This window comes from Achromobacter sp. SX5 (genome assembly GCF_056711425.1).
In genome coordinates, this window is record NZ_CM160041.1 from 2,088,030 (window position 1) to 2,110,937 (window position 22,908).

The 22,908-nt window shown below is 69.9% G+C and carries 26 protein-coding genes; 11 read left to right on the plus strand and 15 right to left on the minus strand.

Going from position 1 to position 22,908, the window contains the following annotated elements:
• Positions 1 to 9 precede the first annotated feature (9 nt).
• Positions 10 to 969 (plus strand): tripartite tricarboxylate transporter substrate binding protein BugE, encoded by a 960-nt coding sequence (locus AC1M14_RS09885; RefSeq protein ID WP_168202099.1) that lies wholly within the window; start codon positions 10 to 12, stop codon positions 967 to 969.
• A 10-nt stretch (positions 970 to 979) separates the two neighbouring features.
• On the opposite strand, the gene AC1M14_RS09890 is transcribed toward AC1M14_RS09885, so the two are convergent.
• Genes AC1M14_RS09890 through AC1M14_RS09910 form a run of 5 tightly spaced genes read right to left on the minus strand, consistent with a single transcriptional unit; the run spans position 980 to position 5,365 of the window.
• Positions 980 to 2,350, minus strand: coding sequence for a sulfite reductase subunit alpha (locus AC1M14_RS09890; protein ID WP_209165297.1), 1,371 nt, complete (start codon positions 2,348 to 2,350; stop codon positions 980 to 982).
• Between the two features lie 4 nt (positions 2,351 to 2,354).
• Entirely contained in the window at positions 2,355 to 3,368 is a 1,014-nt protein-coding gene (locus AC1M14_RS09895) for an FAD:protein FMN transferase (RefSeq protein ID WP_479731502.1), read from the minus strand.
• 14 nt (positions 3,369 to 3,382) lie between these two features.
• Complete coding sequence (locus AC1M14_RS09900) at positions 3,383 to 4,183, minus strand: DUF4198 domain-containing protein (protein WP_102772215.1); 801 nt, start codon at positions 4,181 to 4,183, stop codon at positions 3,383 to 3,385.
• A 14-nt stretch (positions 4,184 to 4,197) separates the two neighbouring features.
• Complete coding sequence (locus tag AC1M14_RS09905; RefSeq protein ID WP_209165299.1) at positions 4,198 to 4,713, minus strand: DUF2271 domain-containing protein; 516 nt, start codon at positions 4,711 to 4,713, stop codon at positions 4,198 to 4,200.
• A 19-nt stretch (positions 4,714 to 4,732) separates the two neighbouring features.
• A complete protein-coding gene (locus AC1M14_RS09910) occupies positions 4,733 to 5,365 on the minus strand; it encodes a PepSY-associated TM helix domain-containing protein (RefSeq protein ID WP_479731503.1) in 633 nt (210 codons plus the stop codon).
• Between the two features lie 166 nt (positions 5,366 to 5,531).
• Here AC1M14_RS09910 and AC1M14_RS09915 point away from each other — a divergent pair, with 166 nt between their 5' ends.
• Together AC1M14_RS09915 and crcB are read left to right on the plus strand one after the other, a co-directional pair.
• Positions 5,532 to 6,086, plus strand: coding sequence for an HdeD family acid-resistance protein (locus AC1M14_RS09915; RefSeq protein ID WP_111824765.1), 555 nt, complete (start codon positions 5,532 to 5,534; stop codon positions 6,084 to 6,086).
• A gap of 4 nt (positions 6,087 to 6,090) precedes the next feature.
• Complete coding sequence (gene crcB, locus AC1M14_RS09920; protein WP_102772211.1) at positions 6,091 to 6,483, plus strand: fluoride efflux transporter CrcB; 393 nt, start codon at positions 6,091 to 6,093, stop codon at positions 6,481 to 6,483.
• On the opposite strand, the gene hpnE is transcribed toward crcB, so the two are convergent.
• From hpnE to hpnC, 3 genes are read right to left on the minus strand one after another with little or no spacing between them, the layout of a single operon-like run.
• Positions 6,480 to 7,814: a hydroxysqualene dehydroxylase HpnE gene (hpnE, locus tag AC1M14_RS09925; protein WP_102772210.1), complete on the minus strand. Its 1,335-nt coding sequence runs from the start codon at positions 7,812 to 7,814 to the stop codon at positions 6,480 to 6,482. The genes crcB and hpnE overlap by 4 nt on opposite strands.
• Positions 7,811 to 8,674, minus strand: a complete 864-nt coding sequence (gene hpnD, locus AC1M14_RS09930; RefSeq protein ID WP_102772209.1) for a presqualene diphosphate synthase HpnD — start codon at positions 8,672 to 8,674, stop codon at positions 7,811 to 7,813. The genes hpnE and hpnD overlap by 4 nt, the downstream gene beginning before the upstream one ends.
• A gap of 1 nt (position 8,675) precedes the next feature.
• A complete protein-coding gene (gene hpnC / locus AC1M14_RS09935; RefSeq protein WP_102772208.1) occupies positions 8,676 to 9,506 on the minus strand; it encodes a squalene synthase HpnC in 831 nt (276 codons plus the stop codon).
• A gap of 131 nt (positions 9,507 to 9,637) precedes the next feature.
• Here hpnC and alr point away from each other — a divergent pair, with 131 nt between their 5' ends.
• Both alr and AC1M14_RS09945 read left to right on the plus strand, forming a co-directional pair.
• Positions 9,638 to 10,765, plus strand: coding sequence for an alanine racemase (alr, locus tag AC1M14_RS09940; RefSeq protein ID WP_209165300.1), 1,128 nt, complete (start codon positions 9,638 to 9,640; stop codon positions 10,763 to 10,765).
• Positions 10,766 to 10,894: 129 nt separating this feature from the next.
• Positions 10,895 to 11,614 carry an SDR family oxidoreductase gene (locus tag AC1M14_RS09945; RefSeq protein WP_102772206.1) on the plus strand — a complete coding sequence of 240 codons (720 nt, stop codon included), beginning with the start codon at positions 10,895 to 10,897 and terminating at the stop codon, positions 11,612 to 11,614.
• 9 nt (positions 11,615 to 11,623) lie between these two features.
• On the opposite strand, the gene AC1M14_RS09950 is transcribed toward AC1M14_RS09945, so the two are convergent.
• Positions 11,624 to 12,481 carry a LysR substrate-binding domain-containing protein gene (locus AC1M14_RS09950; protein ID WP_479731504.1) on the minus strand — a complete coding sequence of 286 codons (858 nt, stop codon included), beginning with the start codon at positions 12,479 to 12,481 and terminating at the stop codon, positions 11,624 to 11,626.
• Positions 12,482 to 12,561: 80 nt separating this feature from the next.
• Between AC1M14_RS09950 and AC1M14_RS09955 the strand changes: the two genes are divergently transcribed.
• Positions 12,562 to 12,942 (plus strand): tautomerase family protein, encoded by a 381-nt coding sequence (locus tag AC1M14_RS09955; RefSeq protein ID WP_102772204.1) that lies wholly within the window; start codon positions 12,562 to 12,564, stop codon positions 12,940 to 12,942.
• A gap of 10 nt (positions 12,943 to 12,952) precedes the next feature.
• On the opposite strand, the gene AC1M14_RS09960 is transcribed toward AC1M14_RS09955, so the two are convergent.
• A complete protein-coding gene (locus AC1M14_RS09960; protein WP_102772203.1) occupies positions 12,953 to 13,906 on the minus strand; it encodes a LysR substrate-binding domain-containing protein in 954 nt (317 codons plus the stop codon).
• A 116-nt stretch (positions 13,907 to 14,022) separates the two neighbouring features.
• On the opposite strand from AC1M14_RS09960, the gene AC1M14_RS09965 reads away from it, so the two are divergent.
• On the plus strand, positions 14,023 to 14,916 hold the full coding sequence (locus AC1M14_RS09965) for an MBL fold metallo-hydrolase (RefSeq protein WP_102772202.1): 894 nt from the start codon (positions 14,023 to 14,025) through the stop codon (positions 14,914 to 14,916).
• 75 nt (positions 14,917 to 14,991) lie between these two features.
• On the plus strand, positions 14,992 to 15,972 hold the full coding sequence (locus AC1M14_RS09970) for a tripartite tricarboxylate transporter substrate binding protein (protein WP_209165304.1): 981 nt from the start codon (positions 14,992 to 14,994) through the stop codon (positions 15,970 to 15,972).
• Here AC1M14_RS09970 and hpaI read toward each other — a convergent pair.
• The 3 genes from hpaI to AC1M14_RS09985 are packed head-to-tail and all read right to left on the minus strand — an operon-like array spanning position 15,966 to position 17,896.
• Entirely contained in the window at positions 15,966 to 16,772 is an 807-nt protein-coding gene (hpaI, locus tag AC1M14_RS09975) for a 4-hydroxy-2-oxoheptanedioate aldolase (protein WP_102772200.1), read from the minus strand. The two genes, AC1M14_RS09970 and hpaI, sit on opposite strands and share 7 nt — an antisense overlap.
• 12 nt (positions 16,773 to 16,784) lie before the next feature.
• Positions 16,785 to 17,255 carry a homoprotocatechuate degradation operon regulator HpaR gene (gene hpaR / locus AC1M14_RS09980; RefSeq protein WP_102772199.1) on the minus strand — a complete coding sequence of 157 codons (471 nt, stop codon included), beginning with the start codon at positions 17,253 to 17,255 and terminating at the stop codon, positions 16,785 to 16,787.
• Between the two features lie 41 nt (positions 17,256 to 17,296).
• Entirely contained in the window at positions 17,297 to 17,896 is a 600-nt protein-coding gene (locus tag AC1M14_RS09985) for a hypothetical protein (RefSeq protein ID WP_479731505.1), read from the minus strand.
• A 172-nt stretch (positions 17,897 to 18,068) separates the two neighbouring features.
• Here AC1M14_RS09985 and radA point away from each other — a divergent pair, with 172 nt between their 5' ends.
• From radA to AC1M14_RS10000, 3 genes are all read left to right on the plus strand, one after another.
• A complete protein-coding gene (gene radA / locus AC1M14_RS09990) occupies positions 18,069 to 19,430 on the plus strand; it encodes a DNA repair protein RadA (protein ID WP_102772197.1) in 1,362 nt (453 codons plus the stop codon).
• A gap of 70 nt (positions 19,431 to 19,500) precedes the next feature.
• The gene (locus tag AC1M14_RS09995) at positions 19,501 to 20,280 is read left to right on the plus strand and encodes a sulfite exporter TauE/SafE family protein (RefSeq protein ID WP_102772196.1); all 780 of its coding nucleotides are present in this window, start codon (positions 19,501 to 19,503) and stop codon (positions 20,278 to 20,280) included.
• A 181-nt stretch (positions 20,281 to 20,461) separates the two neighbouring features.
• Entirely contained in the window at positions 20,462 to 20,698 is a 237-nt protein-coding gene (locus AC1M14_RS10000) for a hypothetical protein (RefSeq protein ID WP_479731506.1), read from the plus strand.
• 120 nt (positions 20,699 to 20,818) lie between these two features.
• On the opposite strand, the gene AC1M14_RS10005 is transcribed toward AC1M14_RS10000, so the two are convergent.
• Both AC1M14_RS10005 and AC1M14_RS10010 read right to left on the minus strand, forming a co-directional pair.
• Positions 20,819 to 21,781 carry a 2-hydroxyacid dehydrogenase gene (locus tag AC1M14_RS10005; RefSeq protein ID WP_479731507.1) on the minus strand — a complete coding sequence of 321 codons (963 nt, stop codon included), beginning with the start codon at positions 21,779 to 21,781 and terminating at the stop codon, positions 20,819 to 20,821.
• Positions 21,782 to 21,872: 91 nt separating this feature from the next.
• Positions 21,873 to 22,853: a Bug family tripartite tricarboxylate transporter substrate binding protein gene (locus AC1M14_RS10010; protein WP_102772193.1), complete on the minus strand. Its 981-nt coding sequence runs from the start codon at positions 22,851 to 22,853 to the stop codon at positions 21,873 to 21,875.
• Between the last annotated feature and the right edge of the window lie 55 nt (positions 22,854 to 22,908).

The following is a 22,908-nucleotide window of genomic DNA, read 5'->3' on the forward strand; positions in this document are numbered from 1 at the left end:
ACAAGCATCATGTTGCGCAAGACCTGCATCGCCCTGGCGCTGGCCGCCGTGCTGCCCGCCGCCCAGGCGGCCTTTCCCGACCGTCCCATCACCCTGATCGTGCCGTTCCCGGCGGGCGGGCCCACCGATATCGTCGGCCGGCTGGCGGCGGCCAAGGCGGGCGAGATCCTCGGCCAGCAGGTCGTGGTCGAGAACCGCACGGGCGCCTCCGGCACCATAGGCATGACGGCCACGGCGCGCGCCAAACCCGACGGCTACACCGTGGGGCTGGCCACCGTCAGCACGCACGGCACCGCGCCGCACCTGTTTCCCAAGCTGGCCTACGACCCGGTCAAGGATTTCACGCCCATCAGCAACCTGGTCACCAGCCCCAACATCCTCAGCGTGAACCCGGAATATCCGGCCCGCACGCTGGCCGACTTCGTGGCGCACGTGCGCGCCAATCCCGGCAAGGACGGCTACGCCAACGCGGGCGCCGGCGGGGTCAACGACCTGGGCATGATCTGGTTCCTGCAGCTCATCGGCGGCAAGATGAACAGCATCTCGTACCGCGGCTCGGCGCCGGCGCTGACCGACACCGTGGGCGGCGTGGTGCCGGTGATCTTCGACAATTTCCCGTCCTCGCTGCCGTACCTGAAGAGCAACCACCTGCGCGCGCTGGCCATTACGGGCACGCAGCGCAATCCGCGCCTGCCGGACGTGCCGACTTTCGCGGAGCAGGGCTACAAGGACTACGACGTGACCGCCTGGTACGGCGTGGTGGGGCCGGCCGGCATGCCCGACGAGGTGCGCGACAAGCTGGCGCAGGCCTTCGCCCAGGCGGTGCGCGATCCGGCGACGGCGGCCAAGATGGAAGAGACCGGCGCGTTCCCGCTGGGCAACACGCCGGCCGAGTTCGGCGCGCAGATCCGCACCGAGCGCGACCGCTGGAAGACGGTGATCGAGCGCGCGCAGATCAAGCTGCAGTAAGCCCGGCCGTTCAGTACACGTCGCGGCGGTAGCGGCCGTCGTGCTGCATGGCCTGCAGGCGCGCCGCGCCCAGGATGTCCTGCAAGGCGGCGTCCACGCCGCCGGCCATGCCCTGCAGGCTGCCGCAGACGTAGACCGCCGCGTCGGCGTCGATCCAGGCGCGCACCGCGTCGGCCTGTTCGCGCAGCAGGTGCTGCACGTAGCGGCGCTGCGGCTGGTCGCGCGAGAACACCGCGTCCACGCGCTCCAGCGTGCCGTCTCCGCGCCAGGCGTCGATCTCTACGCGGCAGAACCAGTCGTGCGCGGCGTTGCGCTCTCCGAACACCAGCCAGTTGCGCCGCCGGCCCGCGGCGCGGCGCGCCTTGATCAGCGCGCGCAGCCCGGCCAGGCCGGTGCCGTTGCCCACCAGCAGCAGCGGGCGGTCGTCGGCCGGCGCATGGAAATTGCGGTTGGCGCGCACGCGCAGATCGATGGCATCGCCCGGCTGGGCGATGTGGGTCAGCCAGCCGCTGCCCAGGCCCAGCGCGCCGTCGGCGCCGCGCATCTGGCGCACCAGCAACTGGATCGAGCCGTCCTCGGGCAGCGAGGCGATCGAGTATTCGCGGTGCGCCAGCAGCGGGCCGCCGGTTTCGCGGCGCGGGCCGATCTCGGCGATGTCGCCCGCCTGCCAGCCGGGCGCGACGCCGGGCGGCGGGGTCAGCGTCAGCAGATAGCAGGGGCCGCCCTGGCTGCCTGGATTGAGGTGGCGGCGCTCGGCCAGGCGCCAGGATTCGTAGACCGGCGCCTGCCAGTCGGGCAGGTCGCTGCGGCCGGCCAGCAGGCCCAGGTGGTGCTGCCAGTGCCGCAGGGCGGCCGGATCGCCGTTGTCGACTTCGACCAGGTCGAACAGCGGCGTCGCGCCCTGCGCGTGCAGCCACTCGTCCAGGCGATGGCCGAAGCCGCAGAAGTGCGCGTACTCGCTGTCGCCCAGCGCCAGCACCGCGTACTGCGAGCCGGCCAGCGCCGGCGCGGCCTGCTGCATGCGCTGGGCGAAGGCCGCGGCGGCGTCGGGCGGATCGCCCTCGCCATAGGTGCTGGCCACGAACAGCATGCGGCGATATTCGGCCAGGCGCCTGCCGTCCAGCTGTTCCAGCGCGGCCACGCGCACCGCCAGGCCGCCGGCGCGCAGCGATTGCGCGGTCTGTTCGGCCAGGATCTCGGCGTAGCCGGTCTGCGTCGCGTAGGCGACCAGCAAGGTGTCGTCGGGGACCGGCGCGTCCAGGGCCTGCCGGGCCAGCGCCTGCTGCACGCGGTGGAGGCGGGCGCGGCGCCAGGCCCAGGCGCACAAGAGGAGCCAGGCCCCCACCACGCATGCCGCCGCGATCAACCGGGTTGCTGCCATGGCGTCAACGGAATTCGGCCAGCGCCTGGAACGCGGGGGTGGCCACGACGCGCCAGGCGTCGCGCGCGCGCAGGATGAACAGGGCCGCCAGGTCGTGGCGGCGGGCGTAGGCCAGGCCGTCGGCCTCGCCCAGCACGGTCAGCGCCGTGGCGTAGGCGTCGGCCTGCATGCAGCCGGCATGCAGCACCGTGACCGAGGCCAGGTTGTTGCGCACCGGCTGGCCGCTGCGCGGATCGATGGTGTGGGCGTAGCGCTGGTCGCCGCTGCCGGCGTGGCGGCGGTAGTCGCCCGAGGTGGCGATGCTGCGGTCCGTGAGCGGCAGCGCCAGCGCATGGCCGTCGCTGGCGTCGGGCACTTCGATGGCGACGCGCCAGGGCTGGCCGTCGGGCCGCGCGCCCCGGGCGCGCAGTTCGCCGCCGACTTCGACCAGGTATTGGGTGACGCCCAGGGCGTCGAGCGCGAGCGCGGCGCGGTCCACGCCGTAGCCCTTGGCGATGGAGGACAGGTCCAGGTAGGCGCCGCCCGGCTGCAGCGCCGCGCGGCGTTCGGCGTCGAGCTGCACGCGGCGCCAGCCGCAGCGGGCGCGCGCGGCCTCGATGGCGCCGGGCGAGGGCGGTTCGAAGGCGCGCTGGTGCGGCCCGAAGCCCCAGGCGTTGACCAGCGGCCCGACGGTGGGATCGTAGGCGCCGCCGCTGTCCTCGGCCAGCGCCAGCGCGTGGCTCAGCACATGGAAGAATTCGGCCGGCAGCGCCTGCCAGCCCGGCTGCGCCCGGTTGTAGCGCGTGATGTCGGTGTCGGCTTCCCAGGTGCTCATCTGGGCCACTACGTCGTCCAGCGCGCCCTGGATGGCCTGGCGCGCGGCCGCTTCGGTGCGCCCGGCCGGCAGCGCCATGCGCGCCGACCAGGTCGTGCCCATGGTGGCGCCGGCCAGCGCCGCCGGGCGCGCCGGCATGGCGCCGTAGGCGACGCTTACGGCCGCGGCCGGCGCGCCGCGCGGGGCGTAGGAAGACGAGGCCATGCGCCGGCTGACCGTCAGGGTTGCAGCACTTCGACCGTGCCGGCGTAGGACAGGCGGCGCTTCTTGGCCTGCTCCACGGTGACCTTGGCGTCTTCCATGCCGGCTTCGATCCAGTACAGGCCGGGCTGCGGCCACTTCACCGTGAACTTGCCGTCCTTGTCGGTCTTGAGCTCGATTTCGCCGACCTTGTCGCGATAGCGGCTGCCGCCGGGCACGACATTGACTTGCAGTTCCGCCGCGGGCTTGCCGTCGAGCAGCATCTGGAAGGTGGCGGGCTCGTCGGTGAACAGGTCGTTCGGGTGCGTCACGGGCGCCAGTTCCAGGCCGCGGCCGACCGGCTTGACGGCCGACGGCTTGCCGGCGGTGACGAAGGTTTCGACGCGGCCCACGCTCTGGGAGATCTCCAGGCCGTCGGCCTTGGCCGGCACCGCCTGCGCCAGGCCTTCCGGCTTGCCGAAGTAGCGCTTGTTCTTGCCGTCTTCCTTCCAGCGCGCGAACACGCCGTCGTTGACCACGGCCACGCGGTAGGTGCCGCTTTGCTTTAGCTGCAGGTCGAAGGTGCTGCGCAGCTTGCCGCGGTTGAGGTTCTCGGCCTCGGCCGGCTTGCCGTCGGGCGCGGTCACGGCCAGGCCGTCCAGGCGCAGCGGCGCGTGGTTGAAATAGAACTTGTCGTTGCCGACGGCGGCGTCGACCGTGACCCAGCTGTCGGTGCCCGACAGTACCGTCGAGGACGGCACCATCCAGACGTCATGGGCCTGGGCGGCGAAGGGCAGGCACAGGGCCAGGGCGGCGGCCAGTTTGGCGGTGGATTTCATCGTTGCGCTCCTAATCAGGGTTTCAGGTCGAGCGCGATGGCGCCCAGTTCGTGTTCGCCGCGGGCGGTCAGCTGCTCGGCCTTCTGCGGCGGCCATTGGAAGGGGATGCGCAGCAGCTCGCGGCCGCCGACTTCGCGCGCCGCCTCGACCACCACGGCGTACTGGCCGGGCTTGAGCTGCGCCAGCGGCTTGCTGGCGGCGTCGAAGCTGAGCGCGTGCTTGCCGACGGGCTTGGTCGCGCCGCTCACGCCGTCCACCGGAAACTGCTGGTTGCGGCCGCTGCGGCGCCACCACTGGCGCATGTCCTTGAGCCATTCGGTGCCTTCGTTGTTCTTCTTGGCCACGTCGTACCAGACGGCCAGGTCGGTGGCCACGCTCTGGTCGGGATTCTCGATCCAGATCGCCACGTAGGGGCGGTGGTACTCGGCGACGTCGAGGCGCGGCACCTCGATGGACAGGCCGATGTCGGCCGCTTGGGCCGTTCGGGCGATCAGGCCGGCCAGCAGGGCCGACAGCAACAGCTTGCGCATGGAAGTCTCCAGGGGCGGATCAATGGATGAATAGCAGGGCCAGCACGACCGGGATCACCACGCCCAGCCCCACCATCGGCCAGGTCGCGCTGCGGTTGCCGGCGTGCATCTTCAGCAGCACCAGCCCGGTCAGCGAAAACACCAGACAGGCCACGGCGAAGATGTCGAGGAACCAGCTCCAGGCCAGGCCGGTGTTGCGGCCCTTGTGCAAATCGTTCAGGTAGGAGATCCAGCCGCGGTCGGTGCGTTCGTACTCGACCTCGCCGCTGGTCAGGTCGATGGACAGCCAGGCGTCGCCGCCGGCGCGCGGCAGCGACAGATAGATTTCATCGGCGGACCACTCGGCCTGGCGGCCCGCCGCGCCGGCGTCGAGCGTGTCGTCCAGCCAGCGCGCCACGGCGGCCGGCAGCGGCGCCTTGTTGCGGTCCAGCGCGGGGGGAGGGGACAGTTGCGCCAGTTCGGCGGGAGGAAGCTGGACCTGGCGGCTGGTGACGACCGGCTTGGCCTCGATGTGCGAGGCGTTGTTCAGCGTGAGGCCGGTGATGGCGAACAGCAGCATTCCGAGCAGACACAGCGCCGAGCTGATCCAGTGCCATTGGTGCAGGGTCTTGAGCCAGTAGGCGCGGCGGCGGGGAGTGGTTGGGCTGTCCATGGGGTTTCGGATGAAAGCCCGCGGATTCTAACACTTAATGAGAATGACTCTTATAAGTGCCACGCGCGCGACCGCAAGAGGATTTCAATCGGTTTCGCCGCCGCGTGGCGCCCGGAGGGCTGCGGCGATAAGATAGGCCACCCTTGGCAAACCCCCGGAGGTCGTCATGCTCGAACGGCAAGTCGCAGATCACATCGGTCGTCATTGGGGATGGGTGGCGCTGCGCGGAGTCGTCGCCATCCTGTTCGGCCTCATGGCCATGTTCATGCCCGCCATCACGCTGTCGGCCCTGGTGCTGGTGTGGGGCGCCTTCGCGCTGGCCGACGGCGTGCTGGCGCTGGTGGCCGGCGTGCGCATCCGGGACAACGGCAAGCCGCTGTGGGCGCTCATCGTGGTGGGCCTGCTGGGCGTGGCGGCCGGCATCGTCACGTTCCTGTGGCCGGGCCTGACGGCGCTGGTCCTGCTCTACATCATTGCGCTGTGGGCGCTGGTGTCGGGCGTGTTCCAGCTGATCGCGGCGGTCCGTTTCCGCAAGGAGATCCGCAACGAATGGCTGCTCGGCCTGTCCGGCCTGGTGTCGGTGCTGTTCGGCGCCATGCTGGTCATGCAGCCCGGCGCGGGCGCGCTGGCGCTGGTGTGGGTGATCGGCATCTACGCCGTGTTTTTCGGCATACTGCTGCTGGTTTTTTCCCTGCGCCTGCGACAGCACAAGGCGCCCTGATCCGATGTCCGCATACCAGACCCTGATTCCCCTCAATTTCCTGGCCGTGGGCCTGGGCGCCATGTTCGGCGCCTGGGCGCGCTGGCTGATCGGCTTGTGGCTGAACGTCGAGTCCTGGCCCTGGGGAACCATGGCGGTGAACCTGGCGGGCGGCTACCTGGTGGGGCTGGCGCTGGCGCTGGTGGCCGCGCATCCCGAATGGCCGGCCTGGATACGCCTGGGCGCGATCACGGGTTTCATGGGCGGGCTGACCACGTTTTCCACGTTCTCGGCCGAAACCGTGGCCATGCTGGAACGCGGCGCCTACGGCGGCGCGCTGGGCTACGCCGGGGCCAGCCTGGCCGGTTCGCTGCTGCTGACCGCGGCCGGGCTGGCCAGCGCCAGCCTGTTCCGCTAGGCGGCCGCTTCGGCGCTTGCGCGGGCCAGCACGCTGGCGGCCTGCAGGCCGCTGCGCACCGCGCCTTCCAGCACGCCGGGATAGCCGGTGTCGGTCCAGTCGCCGGCCAGCGCCAGCGTGGGCCAGGGCGTGGTGTTCAGCGGACGGGTCAGGCCCGGCACGGCCGCGAAGGTCGCGCGTTTTTCGATGAACAGTTCCGCCGCCGTCACTTCGGGCATGGCGGACATGCGCGCCGGATGGCTGGCGGCCTGCTCGGCCACCTGGTCGATCAGCGCCTCGATGGCCTGGCGCCGGTTGCGCTCGGCGATGCCGACCGCATTGCTGGCCACCACGGCCAGCTCGCCCGCGCGGGTGTCGCCGGCCAGTTGCGCGCGGTCGAACAGCCACTGCCCGACGTGGCCGCGGGCGGCTTCCTCGCGCAGCATCATCATGGGCTCGGGCAGGCGCCAGGGCTCGGCGAGCCGGAGGTTGAGCGTGGCGATGGGCAGGTAGTCGAAAGCCTTGAGCGCGTTCAACAGGCCGGCGGCGCCGGCCTCGCGCAGCGGCGCGTCCAGCAGGCGGGCCGCGAACGTGGGCGGCACGGCCAGCACCGCGGCGTCGAAGCGTTCCTGGTTGACGTCGATGCCGTCGTCCGACGGGCGCAGCTGGCGCACCGTGCTGCCGTAGCGCATGGTCACCTGGCGCGCGGCGGCGTCGGGCCACAGCGCCGACAGGTCGGTGCAGGGCATCAGCATGTCGCTGTCTTCGCGGCGTCCGGCCAGGCTGTCGCGCAGCACCCGCGCGAACAGCGCGGCGCTGGCCGCGGCCGGCGGCGTGTTGAGCGCGGCCAGGCACAGCGGCTCCCATAGCTGGCCGATGAGCGCGTCGGATTGCGCGTGGTAATGCAGCAGCTGCTGCACGGTCCAGTCGCGCGGCGGCGTCCAGGACATGGCCTTGAGCCCGCGCATCAGGCGCAGCATCGCCAGCCGGTCGGCCCAGGACAGGCCGCGCGCGCCCAGGATGGCCACGGCCATGTGCAGCGGCGCCGGCAGGCGCGGGGCCGCCAGGCGGAAGCGCCCGTCCAGGCTGGCCAGCCGCAGCGGGCGGCGCATCAGCAGCGCGTCCGGGTTGCGGCCCACGCGCCGCATCAGCGCCAGCGTCTGCCTGTAGGCGCCGCAGAGCAGGTGCTGGCCGTTGTCCAGCGGCGCGTCGAATTCGGTGTGGAAGACGCGCCGGGCGCGCCCGCCCGGCGTATGGCCGGCTTCGAATACCGTGACCTTGGCGCCCGCCTCGCGCAGGGCGACGCTGGCCGCCAGCCCGGCCCAGCCCGCGCCGATGACCGCGGCCTTCACCGCGCCAGCCGGCGGACGAGTCCGCGTCCGCCGCCCACCCAGGTTTTCCAGGCCAGCCACAGCTTGCGCAGCGGCGTGAGCGAAATGCGCTGGTGCAGCACCTGCCAGTCGTCGCGCTCGATCTCGTCGAGCAGCGCGTGGTAGATGGCGGCCATCATGAGGCCGGGCCGCTGCGAGCGGCGGTCGGCCTCGGGCAGGTTGCTCATCGCTTCGCGGTACAGGCCGCGGGCGCGCTCGGCCTGGAACTTCATCAGCGCGCTGAAGCGTTCGGAATATTCGCCGTTGAGGATGTCCGAGGCCTTGACCTCGAACTGCTGCATGTCGTTGACCGGCAGGTAGATGCGGCCGCGGCGGGCGTCGTCGCCCACGTCGCGGATGATGTTGGTCATCTGGAACGCCAGGCCGAGCTTTTCCGCGTACACCAGGGTCTTGGGATCGGAGTAGCCGAAGATGCCGGCGGACAGTTCGCCCACCACGCCGGCGGCATGCCAACAGTATTTGCGCAGCCCGGGCCAGTCCAGGTAGCGGGTCTGGTCCAGGTCCATTTCCATGCCGTCGATCACGGCCAGCAGGCGCTCCCGCGTGATGGCGCAGCTTTCCAGGTGCGGCTGCAGCGCGCGGGTGACGGGATGGTCGGGCTTGCCGTCGTACATCTGGTCGACCTGGGTGCGCCACCAGGCCAGCTTGACGCGCGCCAGCGAGGGATCGGTGCATTCGTCCACCACGTCGTCGACTTCGCGGCAATAGGCGTACAGGGCCGTGATGGCGCGCCGCCGCTCGGGCGGCAGGAACAGGAAGGCGTAGTAGAAGCTGGAGCCGCTTTTGGCGGCTTTTTCCTGGCAATATTCGTCAGGGGTCATATCAGGTAATTGCGCGCCACAACATGATGGCCCAGTCTTTGGCGCCCAATTCGGGGCGATTCATGAATACATCGTAGCCGCCCGCCTCGATACGCTCCAGCACGCGCAGCCCGCCTTGCACCACCAGGCGCAGCTCCAGGCCCATGCGGCCCGGCAGGCGGCGAGCCAGCGGAGCGCCGAAGTGTAGCAGCGCGCGGGCGCGTTCGACTTCGAAGGCCATCAGGTCGCGCCACGCGGGCGTCAGCCGGCAGGCGGCCAGGTCCTCGTCGGTGACGCCGTGGCGGCGCAGGTCTTCCTGGGGCAGGTAGACGCGCTGCTTGCGCCAGTCCACCCGCACGTCCTGCCAGAAATTCACCAGCTGCAGGCCGGTGCAGATCGCGTCGGCCTCTTCGACGTTGTTGGGATTGGTGGCTTCGAACAGGTGCAGCATGAGCCGGCCCACGGGGTTGGCCGAGCGCGTACAGTAGTCGGCCAGCGCGGCGTAGGTTTCGTAGCGCTTGACGCCGATGTCCTGCTCGAAGGCCGACAGCAGGTCGAAAAACGGCGTGATCGGCAACTGGTGGCGGGCGATGGTGGCCGCCAGCGGCACGAAGATGCCGGCCAGCTCGGGCGAGCCGGGCTCGGGCGTGGCGCCCGGCTCGGCGCCGATGCGGTGCAGTTCGGCGCGGAAGGCCGCCAGCTGGCGCAGCCGTTCCTCGTCGGTGGCGCTGCCTTCGTCGGCGATGTCGTCCGCGGCGCGGGCGAACCGGTAGATATCGGTCACGGCGCCGCGCAGCCTGCGCGGCAGCAGCAGCGAGGCGACGGGAAAGTTTTCGTAGTGATCGATGGGCATAAAGCGGATGGGCGATGACGGCCCCGCGGGAGCCGGGACCAGATCATTTTAAGGTGTACGCGCCCGCGCGGCGGCGCCATGCCGCCGGGGGCAAGGATCAGTTAGACTTAAGCGCCACAGGATTGCACACCATGCCGCGCCCAATTTCAGCCACCGTCTCCGTTTCCGCCCTCGCGCACAATCTGGCCGCCGTGCGCCGCCATCTCGACCTGACCGCCGCCGCCGCGTCCGGGCAGGCGCCCTCGATCTGGGCCGTCATCAAGGCCAACGCCTACGGCCACGGCATCGAGCAGGCGGTGGCCGGATTCTCCAAGGCGCAGGGCCTGGCGATGCTGGACCTGGACGAAGCCGTGCGCTGCCGCGAGGCGGGCTGGGGCGGGCCGATACTGCTGCTCGAAGGTTTCTTCGATCCGGCCGACCTGGACGTGGTCGACCGCTACCACCTGAGCGCCACGGTGCACAACCGCGAGCAACTCGACATGCTGGCGCGCGCGCGCCTGTCGCGCCGCGTGGACATCATGCTCAAGCTCAACAGCGGCATGAACCGCCTGGGATTCAGCCCGGCGGCCTATGCCGCGGCGCACGAACGCGCCATGCTGCTGCAGCAGCAGGGCACGCTGGGCTCGGTGGGCAAGATGACCCACTTCGCCTGCGCCGACGGCCCGCAGGGCGTGAACGAACAACTGGGTATCTTCAATTCGGTGACGCATAAGCTGCCGGGCGCGATCAGCGTCTGCAATTCGGCGGCCACGCTGCGTTTCGCCGAGATCGCGGTCGGTTCGGAATCGCAGGCGCACTGGGTGCGCCCCGGCATCTGCCTGTACGGCGCCTCGCCGTTCGCCGACGCCGACGCGGCGTCGTTCGGCCTGAAGCCGGCCATGTCGCTGCGCTCGGAAATCATCGCCGTGCAGGAACTCAAGACTGGCGATTCGGTCGGCTACGGCGCGATTTTCCGCGCCGAGCGCGCGATGCGCATCGGCATCGTGGCCTGCGGCTACGCCGACGGCTATCCGCGCCACGCCGCCACCGGCACGCCGGTGGTCGTGGCCGGCATCCGCACCCAGCTCGTGGGCCGGGTCTCCATGGACATGCTGATGGTCGACCTGGACCCGGTTCCCGCCGCCGGCGTGGGCACGCCGGTGTCGCTGTGGGGCGAGGAAGGCCCGTCGGTCGACGAGGTCGCCCAGGCCGCGGGCACCATCGGCTACGAGCTGCTGTGCGCCCTGGCGCCGCGCGTGCCGGTCACCCGGGACGCCTGACCAGGCCGTCCGGCGTGCAAGAATTGCTACGCAATTTACAAGACAGGTAACGCCGGATGGTGTCTACTTGAAAGACCGGGCGCTCAGGCGCCCGTTTTTTCCTAGAAAACTGAAGCGAGGTTTGGATCCATGAAGGACAAATGCGTGCTCATCACGGGCGCTACCAAAGGCATCGGCTGGGCCCTTACCCAGCGGCTGTCCGACATGGGCTGCCATGTGGTCGGGATCGCGCGCAACACCACCGACGTGGATTTTCCCGGCTATCTCTACGCCTGCGACCTGGCCGACGCCGGCCGCACCGAGGAAGTGCTGCGCGAGATCCGCGAGAAATTCCCGGTCGACGCCGTGGTCAACAACGTCGGCATCGTGCTGCCGCAGCCGCTGGGCGAAATCGACCTGGCCACCCTGTACAACGTGCTGGACCTGAACGTGCGCGTGGCGGTGCAGGTCACCCAGGCTTTCATCGAATCCATGAAAGTGCGCCGCGCCGGGCGCATCGTCAACGTGGTCAGCCGCGCCGTCCACGGCGGCGTCGACCGCAGCGCCTATTCGGCCGCCAAGAGCGCGCTGGTGGGCTGTACCCGCAGCTGGGCGCTGGAGCTGGCCGAGTACGGCGTCACCGTCAACGCGGTGGCGCCCGGCCCGATCGAAACCGAAATGTTCCGCGCCACGCGGCCGGCCGGCAGCGACGCCGAAAAGCGCGCCCTGGCCTCGGTGCCCATGAAGCGCCTGGGCACGCCCGCCGAAGTGGCGGCCGCCATCGCCTTCCTGCTGTCGGACGACGCGGGCTTCATCACCGGCCAGGTGCTGGGGGTGGACGGCGGCGGCAGCCTGGCCGGGCGTTCCTGAGCCGCCGGCTCAGCCGCGCACCGCGCTGCGGAAAGCGGCCGTCAGGGCCGTGAGCGCATCGTGCGCTCGGCCGTCCCGGACCCGCGTATGCAATAGCACCGGCAGCTGCGGCAGCGCGGGCAGCCCCAGCCTGGGGCCCGCGTCCGCCGCGCCGAACGGCAGCATGCGCGGCGCCAGCGCCGCCACGCCCAATCCCGCCATGACGGCGGCCGTCACCGCCATCACGCCGCCGCCGACGAACACTTCGGTCCAGGGGATGCCGGCGGCGTCCAGCAGTTCCCCGGCCAAGGCGCGCACGCCGCAGGGCTGCGCCATCGTGGCCAGCGGCAGCGGCTCGCCCGCCCGGTGCTGCCAGCCCGGCGCGGCGAACCAGCCGAATTTCTCCTTCGCGATGAGCTTGCCGTCGCTGCGCCCGGCGTGCAGCCGGACGATCGCCGTGTCCAGTTCGCGGCGGTCGTAGCTTTGCAGCAGATCGGCCGACGAGGCGATCCGGATTTCGATCAGCAGCTGCGGGTCCTGCGCGTTCATGCGCGCGATCAGCGAGGGCAGTTCAGGGCCGGCGACGTGGTCGCTGATGCCGATGGCCAGGCGCTGGCGGGTCGCGGCCACCGCCGACAGCGCGCGGTCGTGCGCGGCCAGGAGTTCGCGGGCGTGCTCCAGGAAGCCCGCGCCGCGCGCGGACAGCTCCACATAGCGGGGCGTGCGTTCGAGCAGGCGGAAACCCAGCCGGTCTTCGAGCCGCTTCAGCTTCAGGCTGACCGCGGCCTGCGTGGCGCCCACCGCCTCGGCGGCCAGGGTGAAGCTGCCGAGTTCGGCGATGCGCACGAAGGCCTTGACGGCATCCAGGTCCAGGGCTCTGTCGGTCATTTCAAATACTTATCAATGATATATGGACAAATAGCGTATCAGAATAGATAACATGAAGCGGCACAACTTGGAGAACCGCCATGCCGCTAGTCCATATTTCATTGCGCACGGGCAAGCCCGAAGCCTACCGCCAGGCGATTTTCGACGGCGTCTATCAGGCGCTGCGCGAAACCTACGACGTTCCCGACGACGACCAGTTCATGGCCATGACAGAACACGACGCCGCCAATTTCCGCTATGGCGCGACCTACCTGGGCGTGGACCGCAGCGATGACGTGGTGTTCATCCAGATCACGGCAAGCAACACGCGCAGCGCGCAGCAGAAGAAAGCGCTGTTCGCGCGGATTGCCGGACGGCTGGCCGCCAGCCCCGGCATGCGCGCCGACGACGTATTCGTGAGCCTGGTGGAAGTGGCCAAGGAGAACTGGTCGCTGGGCCGCGGCCTGGCGCAATACGCCTGAGGCCCGGGCTTCACGCGCCCAGCGCGCCGGCTTCGATGCGCAGCGCTTCCAGAAAGCGTTGCAGCGCCGGCGCCGCCTCGACCTCGGCGCGCTGCACCACGCCGACCGGCGGCAGGGTCCAGTCGGGACGGAACTTCAAGATGGCTAGCACGCCCAGCGCGGCGTAGTGCTGCGCCACCGCGCGCGGCATGGCCGACAGCACGTCGCTGGTGCGCAGCAGCACCTCGTTGGCCAGCAGCGAAACCGACTCGGCCATGGGCGCGCGCAGCGTCAGCCCGTGTTGGGCGAAGTAGGCGTCGATGCGCTGGCGCAGCGGCGCCTGGGGCGGCGGCAGCAGCCAGTCCTGCCGCGCCAGCGCGGCGGCGGTGATGCGGCTGGATTTCGCCAGCGGGTGGCCGACGCGCGCCACCACGCATATGGGCTCCTCGTACAGCACTTCGGTGCGGAAGATGGGCTGCGTCGCATCCAGCATGAGGCGGCCCAGCACGCAGTCGAACTCGCCGCGCGCCAGGCCCGCCAGCAGTGTGTCGTGTGCCTCTTCCTGCAGCATGACGGTGACGCCGGCGTGCTCGGCGTGCAGGCGCTGCACGGCGCGCGGCACCAGCACCGGCAGCGCCACCTGCTGCACGCCGACGCGGATGCGCCCGCTGGCGCCCACGGCCAGCGCCGCCATTTCATTGCGCGCGCCGGACAGGTCGGACCAGAGCACGTCGGCCTTGCGCGCCAGCGCGTGGCCGAAGCCGGTGGGCACGATGCCGCGGCGCGTGCGCTGGAACAGCGGCACGCCGAACATGTCCTCCAGTTCCAGCAGCTGCTTGCTGGCGGCCGGCTGCGTCATGCCGAGTTCGGCCGCCGCCTTGTGCACGCTGCGCAGCGCGTACAGCGCGCGCAGCAGCTCCAGGTGGCGCATGCGCAGGCGTCCGCCGATGTGGCGCAGCTCGGGAATGCGGGGCGGGGAGGGCATGGTTTGGTGTAATTCCTGTTGGTTATCACAGCATTCTAATAATTGATTAGATCGTATGCACTCCGTGCCTATACTGGGTCGCAGTCCAACCGTCTTGCGACACACAAGGGGAAACCATGAAGATCACGATGCTGGGGACCGGCGCCGCGCTGCCCGATCCCGACCGCGGCCAGTCCGCCATCCTGCTGACCCTGGATGACGATACGCACTATCTGTTCGATTGCGGCGAAGGGGCCACGCGCCAGATGGTGCGCGCCGATGTCGACCCGGCCAAGGTCGGCTTCGTGTTCCTGACGCACATGCATCACGACCACATCTGCGACTATCCGTACTTCGTGATTTCCAGTTGGATGCTGAACAAGAAGGGGCCGCCGCTGGTGCTGGGGCCCAAGGGCACGCGCCACTTCGTCGATCATCTGTTCGAGAACGGCGCCTTCCAGATCGATTTCCAGGCGCGCAGCGCCTATCCGGTGCGCCAGGCCAATATCGAGGCCATCCGGCCCGAGGTGCGCGAGGTCAGCCCCGGCGTGGTGTTCGACGACGGCCGGGTGCGCATTTCGGTCGACTGGGTCGAGCACATTCCGCGCGAGATCTGCGAATGCTTCGGCGTGCGGGTCGAGGCCGAAGGCAAGGTCATCGCGTTCAGCGGCGATACCGCGCCCTGTGAGGCCATGGTGAAGCTGGCGCAGGACGCCGACCTGCTGATCCACGAGTGCACGTTTCCCGAATCGTTCATCGCGCACCGCGCCAAGACCGGCGTGGGCACCTATGCGCACACCAGCCCCACCGACCTGGGCAAGATCGCGCAGCGGGCCAATGTGAAGAGCCTGGTGGCCACGCACTTCGGCCACTTCGATTCCACCAGCCCGGTGCTCAAGCGCGCCGCCGCCAAGCACCTGCCGGTGGAGCTGATGGGCCCGCACCTGATGGACGAGATCGTGGCCGACATCCGCAAGAACTACTCGGGTCCGCTGCGCCTGGCGCACGACCTGATGCGCATCGACCTGTAGCACCAGCAACGACTACGGCCGGCCGACGCGCCGGGATGTCGCGGGCGCGCCGCCTGCCGGCCAGGGGAGGACATCATGACGTACCGGACTTGCGCCGTATCCGTTTTGCTTGCCCTGTGCGCGGCGGCGCTGCCGCCGTCGGCCCGGGCGGAATATCCCGATCATCCCATCCGGGTCGTGCTGCCGTATGCGCCGGGGGCGGCGGGCGACGTCGCCATGCGCCAGATCCAGCCGCTGCTGGAAAAGCGCCTGGGCCAGCCCGTGGTGGTGGACTACAAGACCGGCGCCGGCGGCAACATCGGCGCGCAGGACGTGGTGCGCGCCAAGCCCGACGGCTACACGCTGCTGCTGGGGGCGACCAACAACTTCGTCATCAACCAGTTCCTGTACCGCAAGCTGGGCTTCGATCCGCTGACCGACCTGGAGCCGGTGGGCAAGATGGTCGACATACCGGCGTTCGTCTACATCAGCGCCAAAGTGCCGGCCGAGGATTACGCGCAGTTCGCGCAGTACGCCCGCGCCCACAAGGGCAAGCTCAACTACGGCTCGCCGGGCATGGGCACCACGCCGCACCTGTCGGCCTACAGCCTGTCCGAGGCGATGGGCGCGGGCATGATGCACATCGCCTACCGCGGTTCGGCGCCGGGCGTGCAGGCCCTGCTGGCCGACGAGGTGCAGCTGTACATCGGCGGCTACAGCGTCGCGGCGGCCTATCTGCCGCAGAACCGGGTGCGGGTGCTTGCGGTGGCCTCGCCCGAGCGCTTCGGCGGGCTGCCGGACGTGCCCACCGCGGCGCAGGCCGGCATGCCCGACGTGGTCAGGAGCAACTGGTTCGGTTTCGCCGCGCCCAAGGGCACGCCGGCCGACCGCATCGCGCGTTTCGCCGATGCGCTGCGCGAGGTGCTGAGCCTGCCCGAGGTGCGCCAGTCCTATCTGGCCAACGGTTTCGTGCCGGCGCAGGACACCCCGGCCCAGTTCGCCCAGACCCTGCGCAGCGAGGCGGGCAAATGGCAGGAGGTGGTGCGCGCCTCGGGCGTGGTGCTGGAGTCTCAGTAGGGGCCCTGGGCGGCCCGGGCCGCGGGCGCGGCGACGTCCTTGAACTGGGCCGCCAGCCCTTCGGCCGCGCGCGCCAGCAGAATCGCGTCGACGCCCACGGCGACGAAACTCGCGCCCAGCGACAGGTAGCGCCGCGCCTGTTCGACCCTGCCATGCAGGATGCCGGCGGCCTTGCCGCTGGCGACGATGCGTTCGATGGTGCGCTCGATCACTTGCGCGACCGCCGGATGGTCGGGCTCGCTCAGGTAGCCCATGCTGGCCGCCAGGTCGGCCGGGCCGATGAAGGCCCCGTCCACGCCGTCCACGGCGAGAATCTGTTCCAGCGCCTCGACCGCGCGCGGCGTTTCGATCTGCACCAGCACGCACATCTCGTCGTTGGCGCGCCGCAGGTAGTCGGGGATGCGGTTCCAGCGCGAGGAGCGGGCCAGCGCGCTGCCCACGCCGCGTATGCCCTGGGGCGGATAACGCACGGCGGCGACCGCAGCCGCGGCTTCCTCGGCCGATTGCACCATCGGGACCAGTATGGTCTGCGCGCCCGCGTCCAGGATCTGCTTGATCTGGACGGCGTCGTTCCAGGCCGGCCGCACCACCGGCGCGACGGGATAGGCGGCCACGGATTGCAGCTGCGCCAGCGTGCTCTGCAAGGTGTTGGGCGCGTGCTCGCCGTCGATCACCAGCCAGTCGAAGCCGGCGCCGGCGACGATCTCGATGGAGTAGGCGCTGCACAGGCCGGCCCACAGGCCGATCTGCGGCTTGCCCTGGAGCAGGGCGCGTTTGAAGGTATTGGTCAGGATGTCCATGGACGGGTGGAGTCAGGATTGCGTTTCGCCGGGCTCTTGCGGCGCATCGGGATCGCGCTTGATCAGTTCGACCATGGCGTCCACGTCCCGGTACATGCGGTCCAGCAGTTCCTTGCCGATCCTGGATTCCAGCTCCAGGTATTTCGCGTCCACCATCGGGCGCATGCGGTCGATCAGCTTGTGGCTCTTGGGCGTGAGCGAGATTTCCTGGCGCCGCTGGTCGGCGCGCGAGCGTTCGCGCTTGATCAGGCCCTGTTCCTGCATGCCGGCCAGCATGCGCGTGAGGCTGGGGCTGAGCAGCTGACAGCTGCGCGCGATCTGGTTGGGCTCCATCGGCCCGGTTTCGCTCAGGGTGCGCAGGACCCGCCACTGCTGTTCCGTGACGCCGGCCTCGTTCAGCAGCGGGCGGAAATGCGCCATCAGCGTTTCGCGCGCATGCAGCAGCAGGTGAGGCAGGTTGCGGTGGTGAAAGCTCGGGCTCATGCGGCTATGTTAGCAAGAAGCCCGGGGGCGGCCCGGCGGGCTCAGGCCGGGTTGCGGTCGGCCAGTTCCTGCAGGTCGTCGGGCAGGGCCAGGTCGGGCGCGCCCTGCTGCAGCTCGCGCAGCGCCTGCACGGCCTCTTCCTGTTGGCCGGCCTGCATCAGGGCGCGGATATGCGCGGCGCGGGCCTCGATGTCCTCGTCGCTGAAAGGCGCCGGCTCGGCGGCGGCCTCGCCTTCGGCGGGCGCGGCTTCGGCCTGCGGCTGGGTGTCGGACGCCGTTTCCTGGGCGGGCGGCTCGGCGGCCTCGCGCTGCATGGCGGGGGCGGCCGGCGCGGGCGTTTCAGCCGCGGCCGCAGCGGGCGCTTCCTGGCTTGCGGCGGATTCGTGGGGCGCGGTCAGCTGCGCGGCCGGATCGGCGTATTCCTGCTGCGCCTCGCGCATGTCGGTCCAGGCGAACAGGCCGGCGACCATGGCGGCGCAGGCGGCGGCGCCCCAGGCCGGGTGCCAGCTGTGGCCGGGATGCCAGCTGCGGCGCACCGCCGCGTCCAGTTCGGGGCTGGCGCCGGGGTCGGGCCGACGGTACAGGGCGCGCAGATCCCGTTCATCGTCTTCGTCGAAAGGGGGGCGGTAGGCAATGCTCATGCGCGTACTCCTTGCGCAGTTTCGGGAGGCCGCGTGGGGCGGGCGGCTCGATCTTGCGCAGCACTGTCTGATTATGCGCGATTTGAAGGAATCCGGCAGGAAATTTCGTAAATTTGCATCATGTAACGGCGCCGGCCCTCGGGGTCGCGGCGATGCCGGTAAACTTCCGCGCATGGCCAAATCCCGAACCGTATACGTCTGCGCCGACTGCGGCGGCACCACCCCGAAGTGGCAGGGCAAATGCCCGCACTGCAATGCCTGGAACACGCTGGAAGAGACGGTCGAGTCTTCGACCCCGGCGGCTTCCGCCCACCGCTACGCGCCCCTGGCCTCCAGCAGTCCGGTGCGCAGCCTGTCCGAAATCGAAGCCCGCGAAACCCCGCGCCAGCCCACCGGGCTGGACGAATTCGACCGCGTGCTGGGCGGCGGCCTGGTGGCCGGCGCGGTCGTGCTGATCGGCGGCGACCCGGGCATCGGCAAGTCCACGCTGCTGCTGCAGGCGCTGGCCTCGCTGTCGGCCACCACCAGCGTGCTGTACGTCACCGGCGAGGAATCGGCGGAGCAGGTGGCGCTGCGCGCGCGGCGCCTGGGCCTGCAGACCGGCAACGTCAACCTGCTGGCCGAAATCCGCCTCGAAGCGATCCAGGCCGCGGTGTCCGAGCAGAAGCCCACGGTGGCGGTCATCGATTCGATCCAGACGCTCTACAGCGGCGAACTGAGCGCGGCGCCGGGGTCCGTGTCGCAGGTGCGCGAATGCGCGGCGCAGCTCACGCGGCTGGCCAAGCAGACCGGCATCGCCATCGTCATGATCGGCCACGTCACCAAGGACGGCGCGCTGGCCGGGCCGCGCGTGCTCGAGCACATCGTCGACACCGTGCTGTACTTCGAGGGCGACACGCATTCGTCGTTCCGGCTGGTGCGCGCGTTCAAGAACCGCTTCGGCGCGGTCAACGAACTCGGCGTCTTCGCCATGACCGACCGCGGGCTGCGCGGCGTGGCCAATCCGTCGGCGCTGTTCCTGTCGCAACACGAGCAGCAGGTGGCCGGCTCCTGCGTGATGGCCACGCAAGAGGGCACCCGTCCGCTGCTGGTGGAGATCCAGGCGCTGGTGGATTCCTCGCACGCGCCCAATCCGCGCCGGCTGACGGTCGGGCTGGAAGGCAACCGCCTGGCGATGCTGCTGGCCGTGCTGCACCGGCACGCGGGCGTGTCCACCTTCGACCAGGACGTGTTCGTCAACGCGGTGGGCGGGGTGCGCATCACCGAGCCGGCGGCCGACCTGCCGGTGCTGCTGGCCATCATGTCGTCGCTGCGCGACAAGCCGCTGCCGCGCGGCCTGATCGCGTTCGGCGAAGTCGGCCTGGCCGGCGAGATCCGGCCCGCGCCGCGCGGTCAGGAGCGCCTGCGCGAAGCGGCCAAGCTGGGCTTTTCGATCGCCCTGATCCCCAAGGCCAACGCGCCGCGCCAGCCGATAGAAGGCCTGGAAATCTGGGCGGTGGACCGCCTGGACGCCGCGCTGGACAAACTGCGTTGAGGCCGCCGGCCGCGCCACATCCGTATACTGACGGCCCGCCCGCGCTCGGCCGGGCCTGCTGGAGCAAGACTTGAGTCTGTTAATTATTGCCGCCTGCCTGGCAGCCGGCGGCATGATCGGTTTCCTGGGAGGCGTGCTGGGCATAGGCGGCGGCCTGATCGCGATTCCCGCGCTGGTGCTGCTCATGGGCATGTCGCAGCAGCTGGCGCAGGGCACGGCGCTCATCATGGTCCTGCCCACCATCATGATGGCGGTGCGCAAGTACAACCAGCAGGTGCGCATCGACAAGCGCGTGGCACTGGCGGGGGCGGCGGGCGCGGTGGTGTTCACCTGGGTCGGCGCGCGGCTGGCGCTGGGCATAGACTCCAGCCTGCTGCGGCGCAGTTTCGCGGTGTTCCTGTTCTTCATCGCGCTGTTCTACGTATGGCAGACCTGGCGCGCCTCGCGCCCGGCCGCCAAACCCGCGCCGGCGGCGCGCGGCCCGGTTCCCGTGTTCACGCCGCGCCGCGCCAGCGTGCTGGGCATGCTTTGCGGCACGCTGGGCGGTTTCTTCGGCGTGGGCGGCGCGGTGCTGGCCGTGCCCATCATCACCACCGTATTCCGCCTGCCCCAGACCACCGCGCAGGCGCTGGCCCTGAGCATGGTGATTCCCGGCTCCACCATCGCGCTCATCACCTACACCTGGGCCGGCCAGGCCGACTGGCTGGTGGGCGCGCCGCTGGCCATCGGCAGCCTGCTGTTCGTGCCGGTGGGCGTGAAGCTTGCGTACAGATTGCCTGAACGCAAACTGAGAGCCTGCTTCGCGCTCATGCTGTTCGCCACCGTCGCGCTGCTGGCTTTCGAAAGCTGAAGCTTGCAAACGGATTACGAATCCTTTTCGAAGCGTTAGCGGCCGAAAATTTGTGGTTCGGCGTTGAACCTTCGGTAGGGCGCAGCCTCCAACCGACACGGGTTCAGCGGCGATGTCGCCGCCCCGTGTCGGAGTAGGGACCGGGCCCCGGCCCGGTCCCAATCATTCAGGAGGTCACCACATGACGACTCACTCCCGTATCGCTGCGTTCCTGTCCACCTCGGCCTTGTGCCTCGGTCTTGCCGCCGCGCCCAGCGCGTTCGCGGCCGGCGCCGACGCCTCGGCCAAGACGGGCGAAAGCAAGACCCACGCGCAGCAAAAGCATCACAAGTCCGACAAGACGTCCGCCAAGCACCAGGCGGGGAGGGCGGGCGGGGCCGCCAAGATGGACAAGTCCGGCGCCACGCCGGCCAAGTGACCGCGACGGGCCGCAAGGCCCGGTTCCTTTGCGTAACCGGCTTTAGCCGCCCGTCAGGGCCGGAAAGTCGAAAGCCTCTCGGTATGGGCGCCGAGAGGCTTTTTTTTTGGGAGAGTCCGCTTACTCGGCGGGAGTAACGACTTTGCCCGTCTCGAAGAACGCCTGCAGGTTCTCCAGCACCAGGTTTTCCATGCTCAAACGCGTCTCCAGCGTGGCGCTGCCGATGTGCGGCAGCACCACGGTCTTGTCGCTGGTCATCAGGGCTTCGGGCACCTTGGGTTCGTGCTCGAACACGTCCAGCGCGGCGCAGCCCAGCTTGCCGGCCTGCAGCGCGGCGACCAGCGCGGCTTCGTCGATGACGGGGCCGCGCGCGATGTTGACGACGATGCCGTCGGGACCCAGCGCTTCCAGCACTTCGCGGTTCACCAGATGGCGCGTGCCCGCGCCGCCCACAGTGGCTACGACCAGGAAGTCGGCCCATTCGGCCAGGCCGGTCAGCGAGGCCTCGTAGCCGTACGGCACGTCGTCGCGCTTGCGGCGGTTGTGGTAGCGGATGTCCATGTCGAAGCCGGCGCCTCGGCGCGCGATGGCTTCGCCGATGCGGCCCAGGCCGACGATGCCCAGCTTCTTGCCGCTGACGCGCAGGCCCAGCGGGATGCTGCCGTGCACCTGGCCCGACCCCCACAGCCCGGCGCGCACGAAGCGTTCGCCCTGGCCCATGCGGCGGGCGCCGGCGATCAGCAGGCCCCAGGCCAGGTCGGCCACGCAGTCGGTCAGCACGTCGGGGGTGTTGCTGACCTGCACGCCGCGCTGCTTGGCGGCCTGGATGTCGATGGTTTCATAGCCTACCCCCCAGCTGCAGATGGCTTTCAGGTCGGGCAGGGCGTTGATGAGTTCGGCGTCGGCGCCGTGGTTGGCGGAGGTGACGACCGCGGTGATGCCCTTGCCGTGCTCGGCCAGCGCGGCCTTGCGGTCCGGGTACTTCCACAGTTCGACGACGTCGTAGCGTTCGGCGAGGTTCTGGTTGGCGGTGGGGGAACCGGCCAGCGAGCCGACCTGGATGATGCGATGCTTGGTGGTCATGTTGTCGTACAGGTGTGGGTGGCTAAATCTCGATGCTACTTGATCCGGCGGGGGAACGGGCCGGGGCCGCGCCCCGGCCCGCACGGCGCGATCACTCCAGCTGGATGTTGGCTTTCTTGATGACGTCCTTCCAGCGCTTGACCTCGGCCTGCTGGAACGCGGTGAACTGCTGGGGCGTGTTGGCCACGACCTCGAAGCCCAGGCCTTGCAGCGTCTGCTCGGTCTTGGGATCGCGCAGCGCGGTCTGCAGGGCCTTGGACAGTTGCTGCACGATGGGCGCCGGCGTGCCCTTGGGCACGGCGAAGCCCTGCCACGAATACACCACCATGTCCTTGATGCCGGCTTCGGCCAGCGTGGGGACGTCGGGCAGGTCGGCGGCGCGCGCGTCGCCGGTGATGGCCAGCGCCTTGAGCTTGCCCGCCTTGATGTGGGTCTGGACCGCGCCCAGGTTCTGGAACGACACATTGACCTGGCCGCCGATCAGGTCGGCGATCGCCGCGCCGCCGCCGCGGTACGGCACGTCCACGCCGGTGCTCTGCGTGCGCTGGCGAAACAGCACCGCCGACAGGTGATCGGACGAGCCCGTGCCGGACGAGGCGTACGACACCTTGCCCGGGTTCTTCTTGGCGTAGTCCACCAGTTCGGCCACGGTGGCGGCGGGGAAGTTGGGCGCGGCCACCAGCACGTTGGGATTGCGCACGGCCTGCGTCAGGTATTCGAAGTCCTTGCTGGGGTTGTACGACAGGTTCTTGTACAGGGCTTCGTTGATGGCGAAGGTGCCGATGGAGCCCACCATCATGGTGTAGCCGTCGGGCGTGGAACGGGCCAGCGCCTGGGCGCCGATGGCGCTGTTGGCGCCGGGCTTGTTCTCGACCACGAAGGTCTGGCCGAGCAGCTTGGTCAGGCCGGGCGTGACCGACCGGGCGGTGATGTCGGATGAACCGCCGGGCACGAAGGGTACGATCATCGTGACGGGCTTGTCGGGATAGCCGGCCGCCTGCGCGGCCGGCGCGCCAAGCAGGGCGGCGCCCGCCGCGGCCGCCACTGCAAGGGCGCTCAGTCGTCTGTTCATGGTGTCTCCAGGTTCGCGCGATGATGTGATGGGCCCGCCGCCCACGCGTTGCATG